At 68.4% G+C, this 17,016-nt stretch carries 14 protein-coding genes; 9 read left to right on the forward strand and 5 right to left on the reverse strand.

The genetic code is table 11. From position 1 onward, the window contains the following. Positions 1-48 precede the first annotated feature (48 nt). The 4 genes from AC6CH2_RS10030 to rph all read right to left on the reverse strand — a co-directional run bounded on the left by AC6CH2_RS10030 (position 49) and on the right by rph (position 2,941). Positions 49-633 (reverse strand): hypothetical protein, encoded by a 585-nt coding sequence (locus AC6CH2_RS10030; protein ID WP_498269131.1) that lies wholly within the window; start codon positions 631-633, stop codon positions 49-51. Continuing rightward, on the reverse strand, positions 630-1,226 hold the full coding sequence (rdgB, locus tag AC6CH2_RS10035; RefSeq protein ID WP_057972469.1) for an RdgB/HAM1 family non-canonical purine NTP pyrophosphatase: 597 nt from the start codon (positions 1,224-1,226) through the stop codon (positions 630-632). The genes AC6CH2_RS10030 and rdgB overlap by 4 nt, the downstream gene beginning before the upstream one ends. Beyond that, on the reverse strand, positions 1,223-1,615 hold the full coding sequence (locus AC6CH2_RS10040) for a VOC family protein (protein ID WP_498269132.1): 393 nt from the start codon (positions 1,613-1,615) through the stop codon (positions 1,223-1,225). The genes rdgB and AC6CH2_RS10040 overlap by 4 nt, the downstream gene beginning before the upstream one ends. Before the next feature lie 561 nt (positions 1,616-2,176). After that, the gene (gene rph / locus AC6CH2_RS10045) at positions 2,177-2,941 is read right to left on the reverse strand and encodes a ribonuclease PH (RefSeq protein WP_498269133.1); all 765 of its coding nucleotides are present in this window, start codon (positions 2,939-2,941) and stop codon (positions 2,177-2,179) included. A 69-nt stretch (positions 2,942-3,010) separates the two neighbouring features. Between rph and AC6CH2_RS10050 the strand changes: the two genes are divergently transcribed. The 5 genes from AC6CH2_RS10050 (at position 3,011) to AC6CH2_RS10070 (ending at position 8,374) form a co-directional block, all read left to right on the forward strand. Then, a complete protein-coding gene (locus tag AC6CH2_RS10050; protein ID WP_498269134.1) occupies positions 3,011-3,871 on the forward strand; it encodes a YicC/YloC family endoribonuclease in 861 nt (286 codons plus the stop codon). Between the two features lie 102 nt (positions 3,872-3,973). Continuing rightward, positions 3,974-4,594, forward strand: coding sequence for a guanylate kinase (gene gmk / locus AC6CH2_RS10055; protein ID WP_498269135.1), 621 nt, complete (start codon positions 3,974-3,976; stop codon positions 4,592-4,594). A 247-nt stretch (positions 4,595-4,841) separates the two neighbouring features. After that, positions 4,842-5,141 (forward strand): DNA-directed RNA polymerase subunit omega, encoded by a 300-nt coding sequence (gene rpoZ, locus AC6CH2_RS10060; protein WP_031372646.1) that lies wholly within the window; start codon positions 4,842-4,844, stop codon positions 5,139-5,141. Positions 5,142-5,562: 421 nt separating this feature from the next. Continuing rightward, positions 5,563-7,743 (forward strand): RelA/SpoT family protein, encoded by a 2,181-nt coding sequence (locus AC6CH2_RS10065; RefSeq protein WP_435396215.1) that lies wholly within the window; start codon positions 5,563-5,565, stop codon positions 7,741-7,743. 247 nt (positions 7,744-7,990) lie between these two features. Beyond that, positions 7,991-8,374 (forward strand): RidA family protein, encoded by a 384-nt coding sequence (locus tag AC6CH2_RS10070; protein ID WP_435396214.1) that lies wholly within the window; start codon positions 7,991-7,993, stop codon positions 8,372-8,374. Positions 8,375-8,571: 197 nt separating this feature from the next. Here the strand turns inward: AC6CH2_RS10070 and AC6CH2_RS10075 are convergent, their stop codons facing one another. After that, positions 8,572-9,633, reverse strand: coding sequence for an AraC family transcriptional regulator (locus AC6CH2_RS10075; RefSeq protein WP_498269136.1), 1,062 nt, complete (start codon positions 9,631-9,633; stop codon positions 8,572-8,574). 165 nt (positions 9,634-9,798) lie between these two features. Between AC6CH2_RS10075 and AC6CH2_RS10080 the strand changes: the two genes are divergently transcribed. From AC6CH2_RS10080 to recG, 4 genes are all read left to right on the forward strand, one after another. Beyond that, a complete protein-coding gene (locus AC6CH2_RS10080; protein ID WP_498269137.1) occupies positions 9,799-11,031 on the forward strand; it encodes a parallel beta-helix domain-containing protein in 1,233 nt (410 codons plus the stop codon). 18 nt (positions 11,032-11,049) lie between these two features. Beyond that, positions 11,050-12,177: an SO2930 family diheme c-type cytochrome gene (locus AC6CH2_RS10085; protein ID WP_498269138.1), complete on the forward strand. Its 1,128-nt coding sequence runs from the start codon at positions 11,050-11,052 to the stop codon at positions 12,175-12,177. An 82-nt stretch (positions 12,178-12,259) separates the two neighbouring features. After that, complete coding sequence (locus AC6CH2_RS10090) at positions 12,260-14,683, forward strand: TonB-dependent receptor (protein ID WP_498269139.1); 2,424 nt, start codon at positions 12,260-12,262, stop codon at positions 14,681-14,683. Between the two features lie 140 nt (positions 14,684-14,823). Then, complete coding sequence (recG, locus tag AC6CH2_RS10095) at positions 14,824-16,941, forward strand: ATP-dependent DNA helicase RecG (RefSeq protein ID WP_498269140.1); 2,118 nt, start codon at positions 14,824-14,826, stop codon at positions 16,939-16,941. The last annotated feature ends 75 nt before the right edge of the window (positions 16,942-17,016 follow it).

Consider the following 17,016-nt stretch of genomic DNA (forward strand, 5'->3'; position numbering starts at 1 on the left):
GCTCGACCGGGCCCGAGGGCCCGGAAACAGTCGGAAGGGGCCGACAGCTTACCGGTCGCGCGTCGCGCCGTAGCGGGTGACGGCGAGCAGGGCGCGCAGATTGGCGTCGATGGCGACGTCGGGGCGGGCCTGGACGACCAGCCGCATGATCGTGGCGAGCGGCTCGGCGCGGCCGTCGCCGGAGGTTTCGCCGTCGAAGATGGTCGCGGTGTTCCAGCGCCGGTGCGGAGCCGGGGCCAGGCGCAGTTCCAGGGTCGAGGTCAGGCGCAGGCGCCCGTCCTTGGCCCGGTGCAGGGACATGCCGACCACCTCGCCCGGGGCGAAGCGGCGGGTACGGTGGGCGGTGGTGATGTTGGCGTAGCCGATGGTGTGGCCCGGCCCGGACTGCAGGCTGACCCGCTGGATCGCGGCCACCGCGACCAGCCCGACCAGGCTCGCCAGCAGCCACAGCGCCAGCTCGATCTCCGAGCTGAAGCTGTTGCTGTGGTGGCTGCCGGCGCCGAGCCCGTCCTGGCGGATCCAGATCGCGATCGGCATCGCCAGCAGGTACAGCACCGCTACCGACAGCACGGTATGGCCGCCGGTGCGGAAGGCGCGGCGGGGCGGCGCGGCGGCGCGCAGCATCCGGTTCACCTGGCGACCTCCGGCAGGCGCTCGCGCAGCGCCGCCAGCGCGCGGGCGCGGTGGCTGACGCGGTTCTTGAGAGCGTCGTCGATTTCGCCGGCGGACACGTTGTATTCGGTGTCGTAGAACACCGGCTGGTAGCCGAAACCGCGCTCGCCCTGGCGCTGGTGCAGGATCCGGCCGTGCCAGATGCCCTCGGCGATGACCGGGCGCGGGTCCCCGGCGTGGCGCAGCAGCACGATCACCGCATAGAAGTGCGCGCCGCGTTGGGCGTCGGGCACGTCCTTGAGGGCGGCGAGCAGTTTGTCGATATTGGCCTGGGCGTCGCCGTGCTGGCCGGCGTAGCGGGCCGAGTACAGGCCGGGGGCGCCGCCGAGGGCGTCGACGCAGATGCCGGAATCGTCGGCCAGGGCGGGCAGCCCGGTGACCGCGGCCGCATGACGGGCCTTGAGCAGCGCATTCTCGACGAACGTGCTGCCGGTTTCCTCGATGTCCTCGACCCCCAGATCCGTTTGCGCCACCAGTTCGATGCCGGTGTCGCCGAGCAGGTCGCGCAGTTCCGCCAGCTTCCCGGCGTTGCTGCTGGCCAGCACTAATCTCATGCTTTCAGTTCCAGCAAATCCCAGCGATTACCGTACAGGTCTTCGAACACGGCGACCGTGCCGTAGGTCTCGACGCGCGGAGTTTCCATGAAGCGCACGCCGCGCCGGAGCATCGCCGCGTGGTCGCGCCGGAAGTCGTCGGTGTGCAGGAAAAAGCCGACCCGGCCGCCGGTCTGGTTGCCGATCCGCGAGGTCTGTTCCTCGCCGACCGCCCGGGCCAGCAACAGGGCGGTCTGGGCGCCGTCGGCGGGCGCGACCCGGACCCAGCGCTTGCCGCCGCCCTGGTCGATGTCCTCGAGCAGGACGAAACCCAGGGACTGGGTGTAGTAGGCGATGGCCTCGTCGTAGTCGGCGACGACGAGGGCGATGCTGCCGATGCTGCGATTCATGACGGACCCTGCTGAGGGCCGTCGCCATCGCCTTCGACACGAGGACGGGCAGCCGGCCGGTGGATGGAGGGGGGGCGACGGCCCGGCAGAAAGCACACTCTCGGTGGTCGTGAGGCGCGCGTGTGGTGGGGCTGTCGTTCCCGATGCGAGCGCAGGTTCGCATGGGTTCGTCGATATCCGAAGGGCGGCTTTGTTCGGGACTCGGGACTCGCGGCTCGGGACTCGCGGCTCGGGACTGGTGATTCGCGCGCGAGCGCGGTGCGCGGCAAGCGGCGCCTCGTGCGCGTGCGCTGCGCAGGTGCTCGGCGCTCGATGTGCGAGGCGTGGGCTCGGCGCGCCGGCGGCGGCGCGAAAATCCAGGGAAAGGCGCAGGATCTCGGCTTGGCGGAGCGTGTACGGCAAGGACCCCGCCGATGCCGCGAATGGCGCAAGCATAACGGGCAGACGGCAGACGGTGCTGGCGCGAGTGCGCGTGTAGCGATTCGGTCGATCAAGCCGGCCGGCAAGCGGAATCCGCAGTGGCTCCGAGTCCGACTACGGACTCGAAGCCGTTCGCGGTGGTCAGACCGCCAGCGCCTCTCGCTGCTTGAGGATCAGCTCGGCGATGCCGGCCTCGGCCAGGGCCAGCAGGCCGTCGAGTTCCTCGCGACGGAAGGCATGGCCTTCGGCGGTGCCCTGCAGTTCGATGAAACCGCCGCCGTCGTTCATGACCACGTTCATGTCGGTGTCGCAATCGCTGTCTTCGGCGTAGTCCAGGTCGAGCACCGGCACGCCGCGGTAGACGCCGACCGAGACCGCGGCGACCGCGCCGAAGATCGGGTCGCGGGCGATTTCGCGGCGCGACTGCAGCCAGCGCACCGCGTCGACCAGGGCCACGTAGGCGCCGGTGATCGCGGCGGTGCGGGTGCCGCCGTCGGCCTGCAGGACGTCGCAGTCCAGGGTGATGGTGCGCTCGCCGAGCGCCTTGCGGTCGATGCAGGCGCGCAGGGCGCGGCCGATCAGGCGCTGGATTTCCAGGGTGCGGCCGCCTTGCTTGCCGCGCGCGGCCTCTCGGTCGCTGCGGGTGTGGGTCGCGCGCGGCAGCATGCCGTACTCGGCGGTAACCCAGCCTTCGCCCTTGCCGCGCAGGAACGAGGGCGCCTTGTTTTCGACGCTGGCGGTGCACAGCACCCGGGTCTCGCCGAAGCTGACCAGCACCGAACCCTCGGCGTGGCGGGTGAAGCGGCGTTCGATGCGGACTTCGCGCATCTGGCCCGCGGTACGGCCGCTGGGACGGACGAGGGGGCCGGTCGGGGCCGGGGCGGGAGCGGCGTTGGGACCGGTCATGGGCGCGAAGTTACCGTTTTGATGGCCGGCGAGTTTACCATTCGCTCCCTGTAGGCTTGGGATTCGCGAATGATTCGCAGCATGACTGCCTTCGCCAGCGGCGAACGCGTGACACCCTGGGGCACGCTCGGCTGCGAGTTGCGCTCGGTCAACCATCGCTTTCTCGAACTCGGGGTGCGCCTGGCCGACGAGCTGCGCGTGCTCGAACCGGCTCTGCGCGAGCGCATCTCCGCGCGCATCAGCCGCGGCAAGCTCGATTTGACCCTGCGCCTGCGCGCGCCCGAAGGCGGCGACGCGCTGCAGCTCAACCCGACCCGGCTGCGCGAACTCAGCGATCTGGCGATCGACCTGTCGGCGCGATTCCCGGCGCTGCGCACCGACTTCACCGACCTGCTGCAGTTTCCCGGCGTGCTGCAGGCGCCGAGCACCGATCCGGCCGAATTGCAGGCCGCGGCGCTGGCCCTGCTGGACAGCGTGCTCGACGAATTCGTCGCCGCGCGCGAGCGCGAAGGCGGCAAGCTCGCGACCGTGATCGGCGAGCGCATCGACGGCATCGCCGCGATCGCCGCGGAAGTGCGCGGCTTCATGCCGGCGATCCGCGCCGGCCAGCGCGCCAAGCTCGAAGCACGGCTCGCCGACCTGGCCCAGCCGGCCGACAACGGCCGGGTCGAGCAGGAACTGGTGCTGTGGCTGCAGAAGCTCGACGTCGACGAAGAACTCGATCGTCTCGACTCGCACGTGGTCGAAGCGCGGCGCGTGCTCAAGCTGCGCGAAGCGGTCGGCCGCCGCCTGGACTTCCTGCTGCAGGAATTCAATCGCGAAGCCAATACCCTGGGCTCCAAGTCGGTCGACGCGCGCAGCTCGGCCGCCGCGGTCGAACTCAAGGTGCTGATCGACCAGGTCCGCGAGCAGATCCAGAACATCGAGTAACGAGTGGGGGAGGAACGAGTAACGAGTGGTTCTCGTTACGGTTTCCTCTTGCTCGTTGCGGTTTCCCCGTTTTTATCGTTTCAAGCCGGACCTTACCGACACATGCGCGGAACTCTCTACATCGTTGCCGCCCCGTCCGGGGCCGGAAAATCCAGCATCGTCAACGCCGTGCTGGCGCGCGACCCGAACATCCGCCTGTCGATCTCGTTCACTTCGCGCCAGCCGCGTCCGGGCGAGCGCCATGCCGAGCACTATCACTTCGTCAGCGCCGAGGAATTCGAGGCGATGGTCGAGGCCGGCGATTTCTTCGAATACGCCCGTGTCCACGGCGACTGGAAGGGTTCGGCGCGGCAGTCGGTCGAACCCTTCCTGGCCGCCGGCAAGGACGTGTTGCTGGAGATCGACTGGCAGGGCGCGCGTCAGGTCCGGTCGAAGGTGCCGGATGCGGTCAGCGTGTTCATCCTGCCGCCGTCGCGGCAGGCGCTGGAGTCGCGCATGCGCACCCGCGGCCAGGACAGCGAGGCGACGATCCGCCAGCGCCTGGACGCCGCCCGTGAGGAAATGTCGCATTACGGCGAATTCGATTACGTCATCGTCAACGAAGTGTTCGACACCGCGGTCGAGGAAATGTGCGCGATCTTCCTCGCCAGCCGCCTGCGCCGCGAGCCGCAGGTCGCCCGCCACTCGCGTTTGATCACCGCACTGCTGGCCGACGAGGGGTAGGCTCTTCGGGGCTCGGGGCTCGGGGCTCGGGGCTCGGGATTCGGGATTCGGGATTCGGGAATAGCGGGCGCGTCGGCCGGCTTTGCCGTTCTCCCTTGAAAAGGGGGGCGGCGCTGGCGGCGCGCTCCGGCCAAGCCATTGATTCGGAAGGTGTTTAGTCCAAAAACTTGCTCCGGCGGGGGAGTCGGTCTAAACTCCCCAGTCCCCAACCGCTTGTAAAGACGGCCTTCCGGCCGCCAGGAGCCCCATGGCCCGCATTACCGTCGAAGATTGCCTGGAAGTGGTCGACAACCGCTTCGAACTCGTCATGTTGGCCGCCAAGCGTGCGCGCCAGCTGGCCAACGGCGTCGAGCCGCAGCTGGACAACAGCGAAGCCAACGACAAGCCGACCGTGCTGGCATTGCGCGAAATCGCCGCGCGGCAGATCAACCCCGAATACATCGATGCAGTCGAGAAGGCCGAGCGCGAGCGCAAAGAGCGCGAAGCCCTGGAATGGGCCGCCGCCGAAGTGGTCGCCGACGACGACCTGTCGAAGAGCGACGACTGAGGGCTTCCGGCCCCGCGCCCCGGCGCGGGAGTCGAACACGGCTCCGCCTTGGCGGAGCCGTTTTTGTTTGTGGCCTCCGCTTGGCGGAGCCGTTTGTTTGTGGCTCCGCTTGGCGGAGCCGTTTTTGTTTGTGGCTTCCGCCTGACCGGAGCCGTTTTGTTTGTGACCCCCGGCCTTGGCGGAGACGCTGCGTTTGCGCGACCGCCCGGCGAGCGCTGCGAGTCGCCTGGCTGGGCACCGGCGCACCACTCGCAGGGTGCGAAGCCGCGGCCCTCACGCCCGGCTTGCGGCGCATTCCTGAACGGATGTCTCGTCCTTGCGCCGCGATCCGGACATGCCGCTTGCCTGCGCCGCCTGCGTGCCGCACCCAATATCAATGGATGCGTTGCACCTTGAGCCATCGCCCGCGTAAATTTCCGTTATGACCCCCGCCGAGCCCGCGCTGAGCACCTATCCCGCCGTTCTGGACGACACGGAGCTGCCGGACTATGTGCGCGAGCTCGAACTGGCCGCGCACTACCTGCCCGAAGCGCAGCGCCTGCAACTGCGCCGCGCCTGGTCGGTCGGCGCCGCCGCGCACGTGGGCCAGACCCGCAAGTCGGGCGAGCCCTACATCACCCATCCGGTCGCGGTCGCCAAAGTGCTGGCCGAGCAGGGCCTGGACGTCGAGACCCTTGTCGCGGCGATCCTGCACGACACCATCGAAGACACGCCGCTGACCCGCGAATGCCTGGCGACCGAATTCGGCCCGACCGTGGCCGAGCTGGTCGACGGCGTCACCAAGCTCGACAAGCTGCAGTTCCGCGACCGCCAGGAAGCGGCGGCCGAGAGCTTCCGCAAGATGCTGCTGGCGATGGCGCGCGACCTGCGCGTGATCCTGATCAAACTCGCCGACCGCCTGCACAACATGCGCACCCTCGGCGCGCAGAGCGCCGAGGCGCGCGAGCGCATCGCCCGCGAGACCCTGGAGATCTACGCGCCGATCGCCCAGCGCCTGGGCATGAACCTGATCAAGGCCGAGCTGCAGGACCTGGGCTTCCGCGCCCTGCATCCCTGGCGCCATGCGGTCATCGAAAAACGCATCCGCACCCAGCCGGTGGTGCGGCGCGAGTCGCTGGTGCAGATCGAAGCGCACCTGGCCCAGCGCCTGGCGAAGGACAAGCTTCAACACCGCCTGATCAGCCGGGTGAAATCGCCGTGGAGCATCTACATGAAGATGCATCACGAGCATAAGAGCTTCAATCAGGTCATGGACGTGTTCGGTTTCCGCGTGGTCGTGCGCAGCGTGCCGGACTGTTACCACGCCCTCGGCGTGGTCCACTCGGCCTACAAACCGCTGGACGCGCGCTTCCGCGATTTCATCGCCATCCCCAAGGCCAACGGTTACCAGTCGCTGCACACGGTGTTGTTCGGCCCCTACGGTTCGCCGGTGGAAGTGCAGATCCGCACCGAGGACATGGACCTGATCGCCGAACGCGGCATCGCCGCGCACTGGTCCTACAAACACGGCGGCGACGGACCGAACAGCGCGCAGTCGCGCGCGCACAGTTGGATCGCCAGCCTGGTCGAGTCGCAGCGTTCGACCGGCTCATCGCTGGAGTTTCTCGAAAACGTCAAGGTCGACCTGTTCCCGGACGAGGTCTACCTGTTCACGCCGAAGGGCGACATCATGTCGCTGCCGCGCAATTCGACCGCACTGGACTTCGCTTACGCGGTGCACACCGATGTCGGCAACCGCGCGGTCGCCGCGCGCGTCGACGGCAAGCTGGTGCCGTTGCGCACCAAGCTCGCCAGCGGCCAGCGGGTGGAGATCATCACCGCCAAGTCGTCGACGCCGAAGCCGCAGTGGCTGGAGTTCGTCGTCTCCGGCAAGGCGCGCACCTCGATCCGACAGCAGCTCAAGCAGCTCGAGCACGAGGACGCGGTGCAACTCGGCCACCGCATGCTCGACCGCGCGCTGGAGGTGCTGGAAACCTCGTTGGACCGCACCCCGGCGCTGCGCCTGGAAAGTTATCTCGCCGAGTATCGTTATCCGCGCCTGGAAGCCTTGCTGGCCGATATCGCGCTCGGCAACCGCATGCCGAACCAGGTCGCGCTGGCGCTGGCGCGCGAGGTGCCGGGCAAGACCCGCGGCCGCGCCATCGACCGTCCGCGCCTGCCGGAGGACAAGATCCTCATCACCGGCGCCGAGCGCGGCGTGATCAGCTTCGCCAACTGTTGCCTGCCGTTGCCGGGCGACGAAATCATGGGTTACCACACCGCCGGCAAGGGCATCGTGGTGCATCGCCTGGACTGCCCGAACGTCGCCGACTACCGCAAGTCCCCCGACCGCTGGGTCGCGATCGGCTGGGACCGCCAGGTCTCCGGCGACTTCGCCGCCGCCTTGCGCATCGAGGTCGACAACCGTCCCGGCTCGCTGGCCCAGGTCGCCGCCGCGATCGCCGAGGCCGAGTCCAACATCGACCGCGTCGAATATCTCGAGCGCGACGCCAACATCGCGATCATGCGCTTCGCCATCGAAGTCAGCGACCGCCGCCACCTTGCCGACGTCATGCGCCGGGTGCGCAGACTGGCGGTGGTGCTGGGCGTGCAGAGGATGTGAGCGTGGCGGCGTTGCCGCCGCCGGGACTCCGGACTCCGGACTCGGGACTAGGGACTAGGGATTAGAGATTAGGGATTAGGGATTAGGGATTCGAGAACGGCAAGGGCCGGTTAGCGACATCTGTTCGACCGAACCTGCTTCCGCCGCAATTCGCGTTTCTGCACCGCCCGTTGCAAGCGAGCGGGTTCCCGGCGCTGCGATCTGCCTTTACGATCCCGTCTCCCTATTCCGATTCCCGGCACCCAACATGTCTCGCGAAATCATCCATACCGATCAAGCTCCGGCCGCCATCGGCCCGTACTCGCAGGCCGTGCGCGTCGGCGATACGGTCTATCTGTCGGGCCAGATCCCGCTCGACCCGGCCAGCGGCCTGGTCATCGAGGGCGACATCGAAGCCCAGGCGCATCGCGCGTTCCGCAATCTGCAGGCGGTCTGCGAAGCCGCCGGCGGCTCGCTCGCCGACATCGCCCGGCTCGGCCTGTTCCTCACCGACCTCGGCGCGTTCGGCAAGGTCAACGCGGTGATGGGCGAATACTTCAACCCGCCTTACCCGGCGCGCTCGACCGTCGAAGTGTCGGCGCTGCCGCGCGGTGTGGCGTTCGAAGTCGACGCGATAATGGTGCTGCGCTAAACCGCGATACCCGCGTCGCCAGGACGGCCGCTCGGCAATGAGCGGCCGTTTGCGTCGCGTCGGCATCGCCAGAGTAGGAGCAGCGCAAGCTGCGACCGCGAATCAGCAATAACGACGAGCCTTGAGCGGCGAGGCAAGCTCGCAAATCATCACCCGAGTCCCGAGTCCCGAGTCCCGAGTCCCGGGTCCCGAACGTCTCACCTGCGCTCGCGCGCAATCTCCGCCATCAGGCGTTCGCGCAAGGCGCGCGGGGTGTCGCCGGTCAGGCGCTTGAAGGCGCGGCGGAAATCTCGCGGGTCCTTGTAGCCGATGGCCGCGCCGACACTGGCGATGGTCAGGTGGCGTTCGCGCAGCAGGGCATAGGCATGGTCGATGCGCAGGCGGTCGTGGATCTCGTGGAAGCTGGTGCCTTCGCCGGTCAGTTGCCGGCGCAGGGTGCGCTCGCTGACGTGCAATTGCGCGGCGATGCCGGCCAGCTTGGGGTCCTGCGGCAGCTGTGCGCGCAACAGGCGTTCGACCGCGGCGGTGACCTCGCCGGGCACCGCGCCTTCCGGCATCTGCGCTTCGCACAACGCCAGCACTTGGCGCGAGGCGATCGGGTTGTGAGTCGGCAGCGGCACCGCCAGCCAGTGCGCGTCGAGCACCAGCCGGTTCTGCGGTTGCCCGAACGCGACCGGGCAGTCGAACACCTCGCGATAGTGGGCGGCGTAGTCCGGCGGCGGATAGCTGAACTCGATGCGCAGCGGGCGCAGGCCGTCGCCGACCAGGCCGCGGGCGAGGGCGAGGCAACTGCTGAAGAATTCCTCGCAGACGAAGCGGTGGATCGAGGGGTAGGTCAGGGTCATCTGCCCGGCCAGGGCGACCGTGCCGGGCTCGGAGGCGCTCTCGACGAAACGCATCAGGCTGCCGACCACCGGGGTATAGCGCAAGCCGATCTGCAGCGCCTCGCCGAAGGTCGGCGCGGTGGTCATCGCCAGGCCGAGCAGGCCGAAATTGCCGATGTGCTGGCTGCGGCCGATGTCCAGGCCGATGGTGTCGGGCAGCACCCGCAGCGCGCGGTCGATGACGATCGCGGTGGGCCGGTTGGGCAGGCGCACGCCCGGGTCGCTGACCTGGGCGCGGCTCAGGCCGGTGCCGGCGAACCAGTCGTCGCTCGGCGCACCGATCCGGTCCGCGGTCTCGAGCAAGCCCCACAGCAGGTTCGGCGACATCAAGGCGATGTCGGATTTGGCGCTGTCCTGGTCGGATGGCTGACGCATCGCCCCTCACGATCGTGGCCGCACGGTTGACCGCTAATGCCCCCTTAGTGTGCCGCATTCGCCCTCACGCGCGCTCACATCGGCGGCGGAGACTCGTCGGATAGCCACGAGGGACGCCCAGCGAGCAGTCGCGCCGCGCCCCGGCCGCCAATCACGGGGAGATCCATGAGCAAGCAGATTCCGGCGTTCGTCCTTGTTGCCGTTGCGGCGGCCCTGACCGCGGGCTGCGGCCCCGAGCAGCCGCAGCACACCCCGAGCGCGCAGGTCGCCGCCGGCGACGCCGCTTTCGCCGAGCGCTTCCGCACCCGCCTGCTCGACGCCAAGCCGGGCGAGGTGATCGAAGTGCCGGCCGGCCGCTATACGTTCGACCGCAGCCTGACCCTGCGCGTGGACGGCGTGACCATCCGCGGCGCCGGGCCGGACAAGTCGGTGCTGAGCTTCAAGGGCCAGAAGGCCGGCGCCGAAGGCCTGCTGGTCAACGCCAGCCAGTTCACCATCGAGAACCTCGCGATCGAGGACAGCAAGGGCGACGGCCTCAAGGTCAACGAGGCGCAAGACGTCACCATCCGCAACGTGCGGGTCGAGTGGACCGGCGGGCCGAGCACCAAGAACGGCGCCTACGGCCTGTACCCGGTCAAGACCCGCAACGTTCTGATCGAGAACGCGGTGGCGATCGGCGCCTCCGATGCCGGCATCTACGTCGGCCAGTCGCGCGACGTGATCGTGCGCAACAGCCGCGCCGAGTTCAACGTCGCCGGCATCGAGATCGAAAACACGGTCAACGCCGATGTCTACGACAACGTCGCCACCAACAACACCGGCGGCATCCTGGTGTTCAACATGCCGGCGCTGTCGCAGCAGGGCGGGGCGATCCGGGTGTTCAAGAACAAGGTGTTCAAGAACAACACCGCCAACTTCGGCGCCAAGGGCACGCCTGTGGCCAGCGTGCCGGCCGGCAGCGGCATGGTGGTGAACTCCAACGACGACGTCGAAATCTTCGACAACGACATCAGCGACAACGCCACCACCAACATCATCGTCTCCAGCGTGTATTCGACCGGCTACAAAGACGACAAGGCGGCGAAGGATTTCGATCCTTACCCGGAACGCATCTCGATCTACGGCAATCGGCTGTCCGGCGGCGGCGACTCGCCCGACGGTTTCGATCTCAAGGCCTTGAAGACCGCGATCTACGGCCTCAACGGCCGCTTCCCCGACGTGCTCTGGGACGGCTATGCCAACAAGGCGCTCAAGGGCGGCCCACAGCTCTGCATCCGCGACGTGTCGGGCGTGATCAATGCCGACGGCCCCGGCGGCTACAAGAATCCGAGCCAGGACCTCAAGCCCTACGCCTGCACCTTGCCGAAGCTGCCGGCGATCGACCTCAAGCGCGGTTGATCGATGCGCAGGACGATGATGCGCTCGGTCGTTGCGGTATTGCTGTCGCTGCTGTCGGCCGGATGCGCGCGCGAAGCCGCGGTGCCGCCGGTGCGGTTCTTCGCGCAGGGGCAGCCGGCGACCCTCGCCGAATGGAATCTGCTGCACGTCGCCGACGGCCGCCTGAGGCTCAACGCCGGGGTCGTGCCCTACGATCTCAACACCCCGCTGTTTTCCGACTACGCGCACAAGCTGCGCACGGTGTGGATGCCGAAGGGCCAGACGGCGCGGTACCGGGCCGACGAGGCCTTCGATTTCCCGGTCGGCACCGTCTTCAGCAAGACCTTCTACTACCCGCGCAGCGCGGCCGGCGGCGATGCGGTCTTGCGCAGCGCCGACGCGGGCCCGGATCTGCGCGGCGGCGGCCTGGAACTGGCCAAGGTCCGGCTGGTCGAAACGCGCCTGCTGCTGCGGCGCAAGGAGGGCTGGGTCGCATTGCCCTATATGTGGAACGCCGAGCAGACCGAGGCGCGGCTGATGCGCGGCGGCGCGTTGATTCCGCTGAGCCTGGTCGCGGCCGACGGCCGAAGCGAGCCGGCCGAGTACCAGGTACCGGACCAGAACCAGTGCGCCGGTTGCCACGGCATCGACATGAAGAGCAAGGCGCTGCAGCCGATCGGGCCGAAGGCGCGGCATCTCAACCGGGACTTCGCCTACGACGACGGCTTGGCCAACCAGATCGCGCGCTGGACCCGACTGGGCTATCTGCACGGCGCGCCCGCCGCGGCCGCCGCGCCGCGCGATGCGAACTGGCGCGACCCGAAAGCGAGCCTGGATGCGCGTGCGCGCGCCTACCTCGACATCAACTGCGGCCATTGCCACAGCCCGAAAGGCCCGGGCAACACCTCGGGGCTGTGGCTGGACGCGGCGACCCGCGAACCGATGCGGTTGGGTCGCTGCAAGCTGCCGATCGCCGCCGGCAAGGGCACCGGCGATTTCCGCCACGACATCGTACCGGGCCAGCCGGACCGATCGATCCTGCTGTATCGCATGCGCAGCGAGGATCCCTCGGTGATGATGCCGGAACTGGGTCGCAGCGTCGTGCACACCGAAGGGGTAAGACTGATCCGCGACTGGATCGCCGCGCAACAGGGGCAGTGCGGCTGAGCCACGCGGGTTGGGGAAGGCAGGAGGGGAACGCGCCGCCGTGCGCGTTCGTGTCTACGACGAACCGATGGGGAGCTGTCCGATGCCGTTGCGCAAACACCGTTTGGTCACCGCGACCACCACCGCACTCGCCGCGCTCTGCGGCGGCGTCTTCGCCCTGGCCGCGCCGATCGCCAGCGCCCAGGACGCCGCGCCGAAGGAACTGGAGAAGATCACCGTCACCGCGCAAAGCCGCGAGCAGGAGCTGCAGGACGTGCCGATCGCGCTGCAGGTGGTGACCGACGAGCTCATCGACGACATCGCTGCGCAGGACATGGGTGACCTCGACAGCTTCGTGCCGGGCCTGGTGGTCGACAGCCAGCAGCCGACCCAGCCGGGCTTCCAGTTGCGCGGCATCAGCACCGACGACTTCGGCATCGGCACCGACCCGGCGGTCGGCGTCTACGTCGACGGCGTGTATGCCGGTCGTGGCGGCGGCGTGCTGTTGCCGTTCACCGACGTCGAGCGCATCGAGGTGTTGAAAGGTCCGCAGGGCACCCTGTTCGGCCGCAACACCGCCGCCGGCGCGGTCTCGATCATCACCCGCAAGCCCGATTTCAGCGCCACCGAAGTCAAGGCGCGGCTGCGCCTGGGCAACGACGGCAAGCAATACGTCGACGGCATGTTGAACCTGCCGACCGGCGAGCACTCGGCGTTCCGCTTCAACGCCCTGGTCAACCACGCCGACGGCTGGATCCGCGACGCGGCGACCGGCGAAGACCTCGGCCCGGAGAACAACTGGGCCACGCGCGCGGCGTTCAAGACCCGCTTGGGCGAGCGCACCAGCGCGCTGTTGAGCTGGGACCACGAAAGCCTGGACCAGAACGGCCAGGTCACCACCGGCATCGTCGCCTTGCCGCCGGCGCCGGGCCTGCCGAGCTTGCCGGTCGACGAGTCGGCTTATCTCGACCCGCGCAAGATCCCGACCGCGGTCGATATCGAAGGCAATGAAGAGTCGCGGCGCTTCGACGGCGTGACCCTGATCGTCGACCACGGCTTCGACTGGGGCGGCTTCACCTCGACCACTTCGTGGCGCGACTACGACTCGGTCAACCGGGTCGAAGAAGACGGCACCAACCGCAAGTATCTGTACGTCGATTCGACCAATACCGAGAGCAACCGCAGTTTCTACCAGGAGTTCAAATTCAGCGGCAGCACCGACAAGCTGGACTGGATCGCCGGCGCCAGCTATTTCGACGAGCAAGCGCGCCAGACCAGCGAGGTCAACGCATTGACCGATTCGGTCGACACCATCGTGCGCAATCTCGGCCTGGCGCCGACCCCGGACGGGCGTTTGTTCGGCTTCTTCGACGACCTGCTGCAGGCCAACGGCATTCCGCTGACCCTGCTCGGCCACCGCTGGAACGAGACCTTCCACAACACCCTCGACACCAAGGCCTATGCGGTGTTCGGCGATGTGATCTGGCACGCCACAGACAAGCTCAACCTGACCGTCGGCCTGCGCTATACCCGCGACGAGAAGAAGTTCACCTGGTTGAACACGCCGCGTACCGCGCCGACCCTCGATGCGACCTTGAACCAGTTGCAGGCGTTCGGCTTCTTCGACCTGGTCGGCCTGCCGCGCGAGGCCTTCGTGTTCGACGTGGCCTTCATCGACCCGCCGGCGATGCTCAACAAGGGCGTGCTCAACCGCACCTCCAGCAGTTGGAGCGATTTCAGTCCGCGCTTCGTCGCCGACTACCATTTCAGCGACGACACCATGGTGTTCGCCTCGCTGGCCAAGGGTTACAAGGCCGGCGGCTTCAACTCGCTGCAGATAGGCAGCAGCTTCGAGAACGAGGACGTGTGGAATTTCGAGGCCGGCATCAAGCAGGTCTTTCCCGAGCAGCGCGTGCAGCTCAACGCCTCGGCCTATTACTACGTGTACGACAATCGCCAGGCGGTGCGGCTCGACAGCAGCACCGACATTCCGCGCTTCGTCGTCGACACCTCGGACCTGGAAGCCTACGGCCTCGACCTCGATCTGCGTTGGCAGGCCACCGACAACTTCGGCCTGGACTTCAATGCCGGCTTCATCGATTCGACCTACAAGAACTACGTGACCTCCGACGGCATCGACGCCAGCGGCGATCCCACCGGCCTGCCGTACTGGTCGATGGCCGGCGGCGCGCATTACGTGTGGAATCTCGGCGAGCACGGCGACCTGCGTTTCTCGCTGCGCCACGCCTATCGCGGCAAGGTCCGTTGCAGCGAGGAATCGCAGGCGCAGAACCGTTGCGGCGTCAGCCCGGCGCTGAATCTCGGCGAGGCGCAGAACCGCACCGACCTGCGGGTGGGCTGGACCTCGCCGCAGGGGCGCTGGGGCCTGGCCGCGTACGGCAATAATCTGTTCGATAACCAATACATCAATGCGCTCGGCACCTACGGCAAGAATGTGCTCGGCACGGTCGGCGCGCGAGTCAGTGAACCGCGCAGCTACGGAGTGGAGTTCAGCGCGAGGTTCTGAGGGCGGCGACCGGCCGGGCCGGCGGCGATCGGCCGGCCGCTGCGCCCCGCCGGATCGTGCGGTGCGGAGGTACACGCTTAGACCCGGCACAAGGACGCGCCGGGGTTTAGCTTTGCCGCCGATCCCGGCATCCTTATGCGATGCCGAGCCGCCAGGACGGGCCCTCCGTCGATCTCCACACACAGCCGTTGCCCCGGATGCCCGGGGTGGGGCCGCGCGTGGCCGAGAAGCTCGCCGCACGCGGGCTGACCACCTTGCAGGATTTCTGGCTGCAACTGCCGCGGCAGTACGAAGACCGCACCCAGATCACCCCGATCCGCCTGCTCCAGCCCGGCGTCGCCGCGCAGGTCGAAGGTCGGGTCGAAGCGGTCGAACGAGGATTCCGTTACAAGCCGATGCTGCGCGTGGCGATCGGCGACGATTCGCGCTCGGTGCTCGTGCTGCGCTTCTTCCACTTTCGCGCCGCCCAGGTCGCGCAGTTCCGTATCGGCGCGCGCGTGCGCCTGTACGGCATGCCGAAGCCCGGCCAGCACGGGCTCGAAATCGTCCACCCGAGTTACCGCGTGCTCGACGACGAGGGCGAGGTCGCGCTCGGCGAGCAGCTCGACCCGGTGTATCCGGCGATCGAGGGCATCGGCCCGGCGACCCTGCGCCGGCTGATCGGCTACGCCCTGGACCGTCTGCCCGACGAGGCCTCGCTGGAGCTGCTGCCGCGCGAGTTGCGCGAGCGCCTGCAACTGCCGACCTTGCGCGAAGCGCTGCTGACCGTGCACCGGCCGGCCGTCGACGCCGACGTGGCCGCCCTGATCGCGGGCCGCCATCCCGCGCAACGCCGGCTCGCGCTCGAGGAATTGCTCGCCCATCACCTCAGCCTGCGCCGCCAGCGCATCAGCCAGCAGGCGCACAGATCGCGCCCGCTCAAGCAGATGCCGCTGGCCGAAAAACTGCGCAAGGCGCTGCCGTTCAAGCTCACCGGCGCGCAGCGGCGGGTGTTCGACGAGATCCGCGCCGACCTGGCCAAGCCTTCGCCGATGCTGCGCCTGGTCCAGGGCGATGTCGGCAGCGGCAAGACCGTGGTCGCCGCGCTCGCGGCGATGCTGGCGGTACAGCACGGCCGCCAGGCCGCACTGATGGCGCCGACCGAACTGTTGGCCGAACAGCACCTCAACAATCTGCGCCGCTGGCTCGAACCGCTGGGCGTGCGGGTGGCTTGGTTGGCCGGCAAGGTCACCGGCCGGGCGCGCAAGACCGTGCTGGAGCAGGTCGCCAACGGCGAGGCGCAGGTCGTCGTCGGCACCCACGCGCTGATGCAGGAGGGCGTCGCGTTTCGCGACCTCGCCCTGGCGATCGTCGACGAGCAGCACCGCTTCGGCGTTCACCAGCGCCTGGCTCTGAGAGACAAGGGCGCCGGCGGCGCGGTCGGCGAGGATGCGATCGTGCCGCACCAGTTGGTGATGACCGCGACCCCGATCCCGCGCACCCTGGCGATGACCGCGTACGCCGATCTCGACGTCTCGGCGATCGACGAACTGCCGCCCGGGCGCACGCCGGTGCAGACCGTCGCGCTCGCCGAGGAGCGACGGCCGGAACTCGTCCAGCGCATCCGCAGCGCCTGCGCCGAAGGTCGCCAGGCGTACTGGGTCTGCACCTTGATCGACGATTCCGACGAGGTCGTGGCGCAGGCTGCGCAGACCACCTTCGAAGACTTGTCGCAGCAGCTCGCGCCGCTGCGCGTGGGTCTGGTGCATGGGCGCATGAAGGCGAGGGAAAAGCAGGAAACGATGCGCGCGTTCAAGGACGGCGAGCTCGACCTGCTGGTCGCGACGACGGTAATCGAGGTCGGCGTCGACGTGCCGAACGCCTCGCTGATGATCATCGAGAACGCCGAGCGCCTCGGCCTGGCCCAGTTGCATCAGCTGCGCGGCCGCGTCGGCCGCGGCAGCGCGGCGTCGAGCTGCGTGCTGCTGTATCGCTCGCCGCTGTCGGGCCTGGCCCGGCAGCGCCTGGACACCATGCGCAAGACCCACGACGGTTTCGTGATCGCCGAGAAGGACCTGGAACTGCGCGGCCCCGGCGAATTGCTCGGCACCCGCCAGACCGGCCTGGCCGGCTTCCGCGTCGCCGATCTGGCCCGCGACGCCGATCTGCTGCCCCTGGTCCAGGAACTCGGCGAGCGCCTGCTGAAGACCTCGCCGGACCTGGCCGAACGCATCGTCTCGCGCTGGGTCGGCGGCGCGGCGAGGTACGCCTCGGCCTGATCGTCGCGCCCTGATCGCCGCGGCCCGATCGCCGCGAGTGGGCCTGCGGGCCTGTTGTGCATCACGGATGGGCAG

The sequence above is a fragment of the Lysobacter sp. GQ73 genome, from assembly GCF_059758755.1.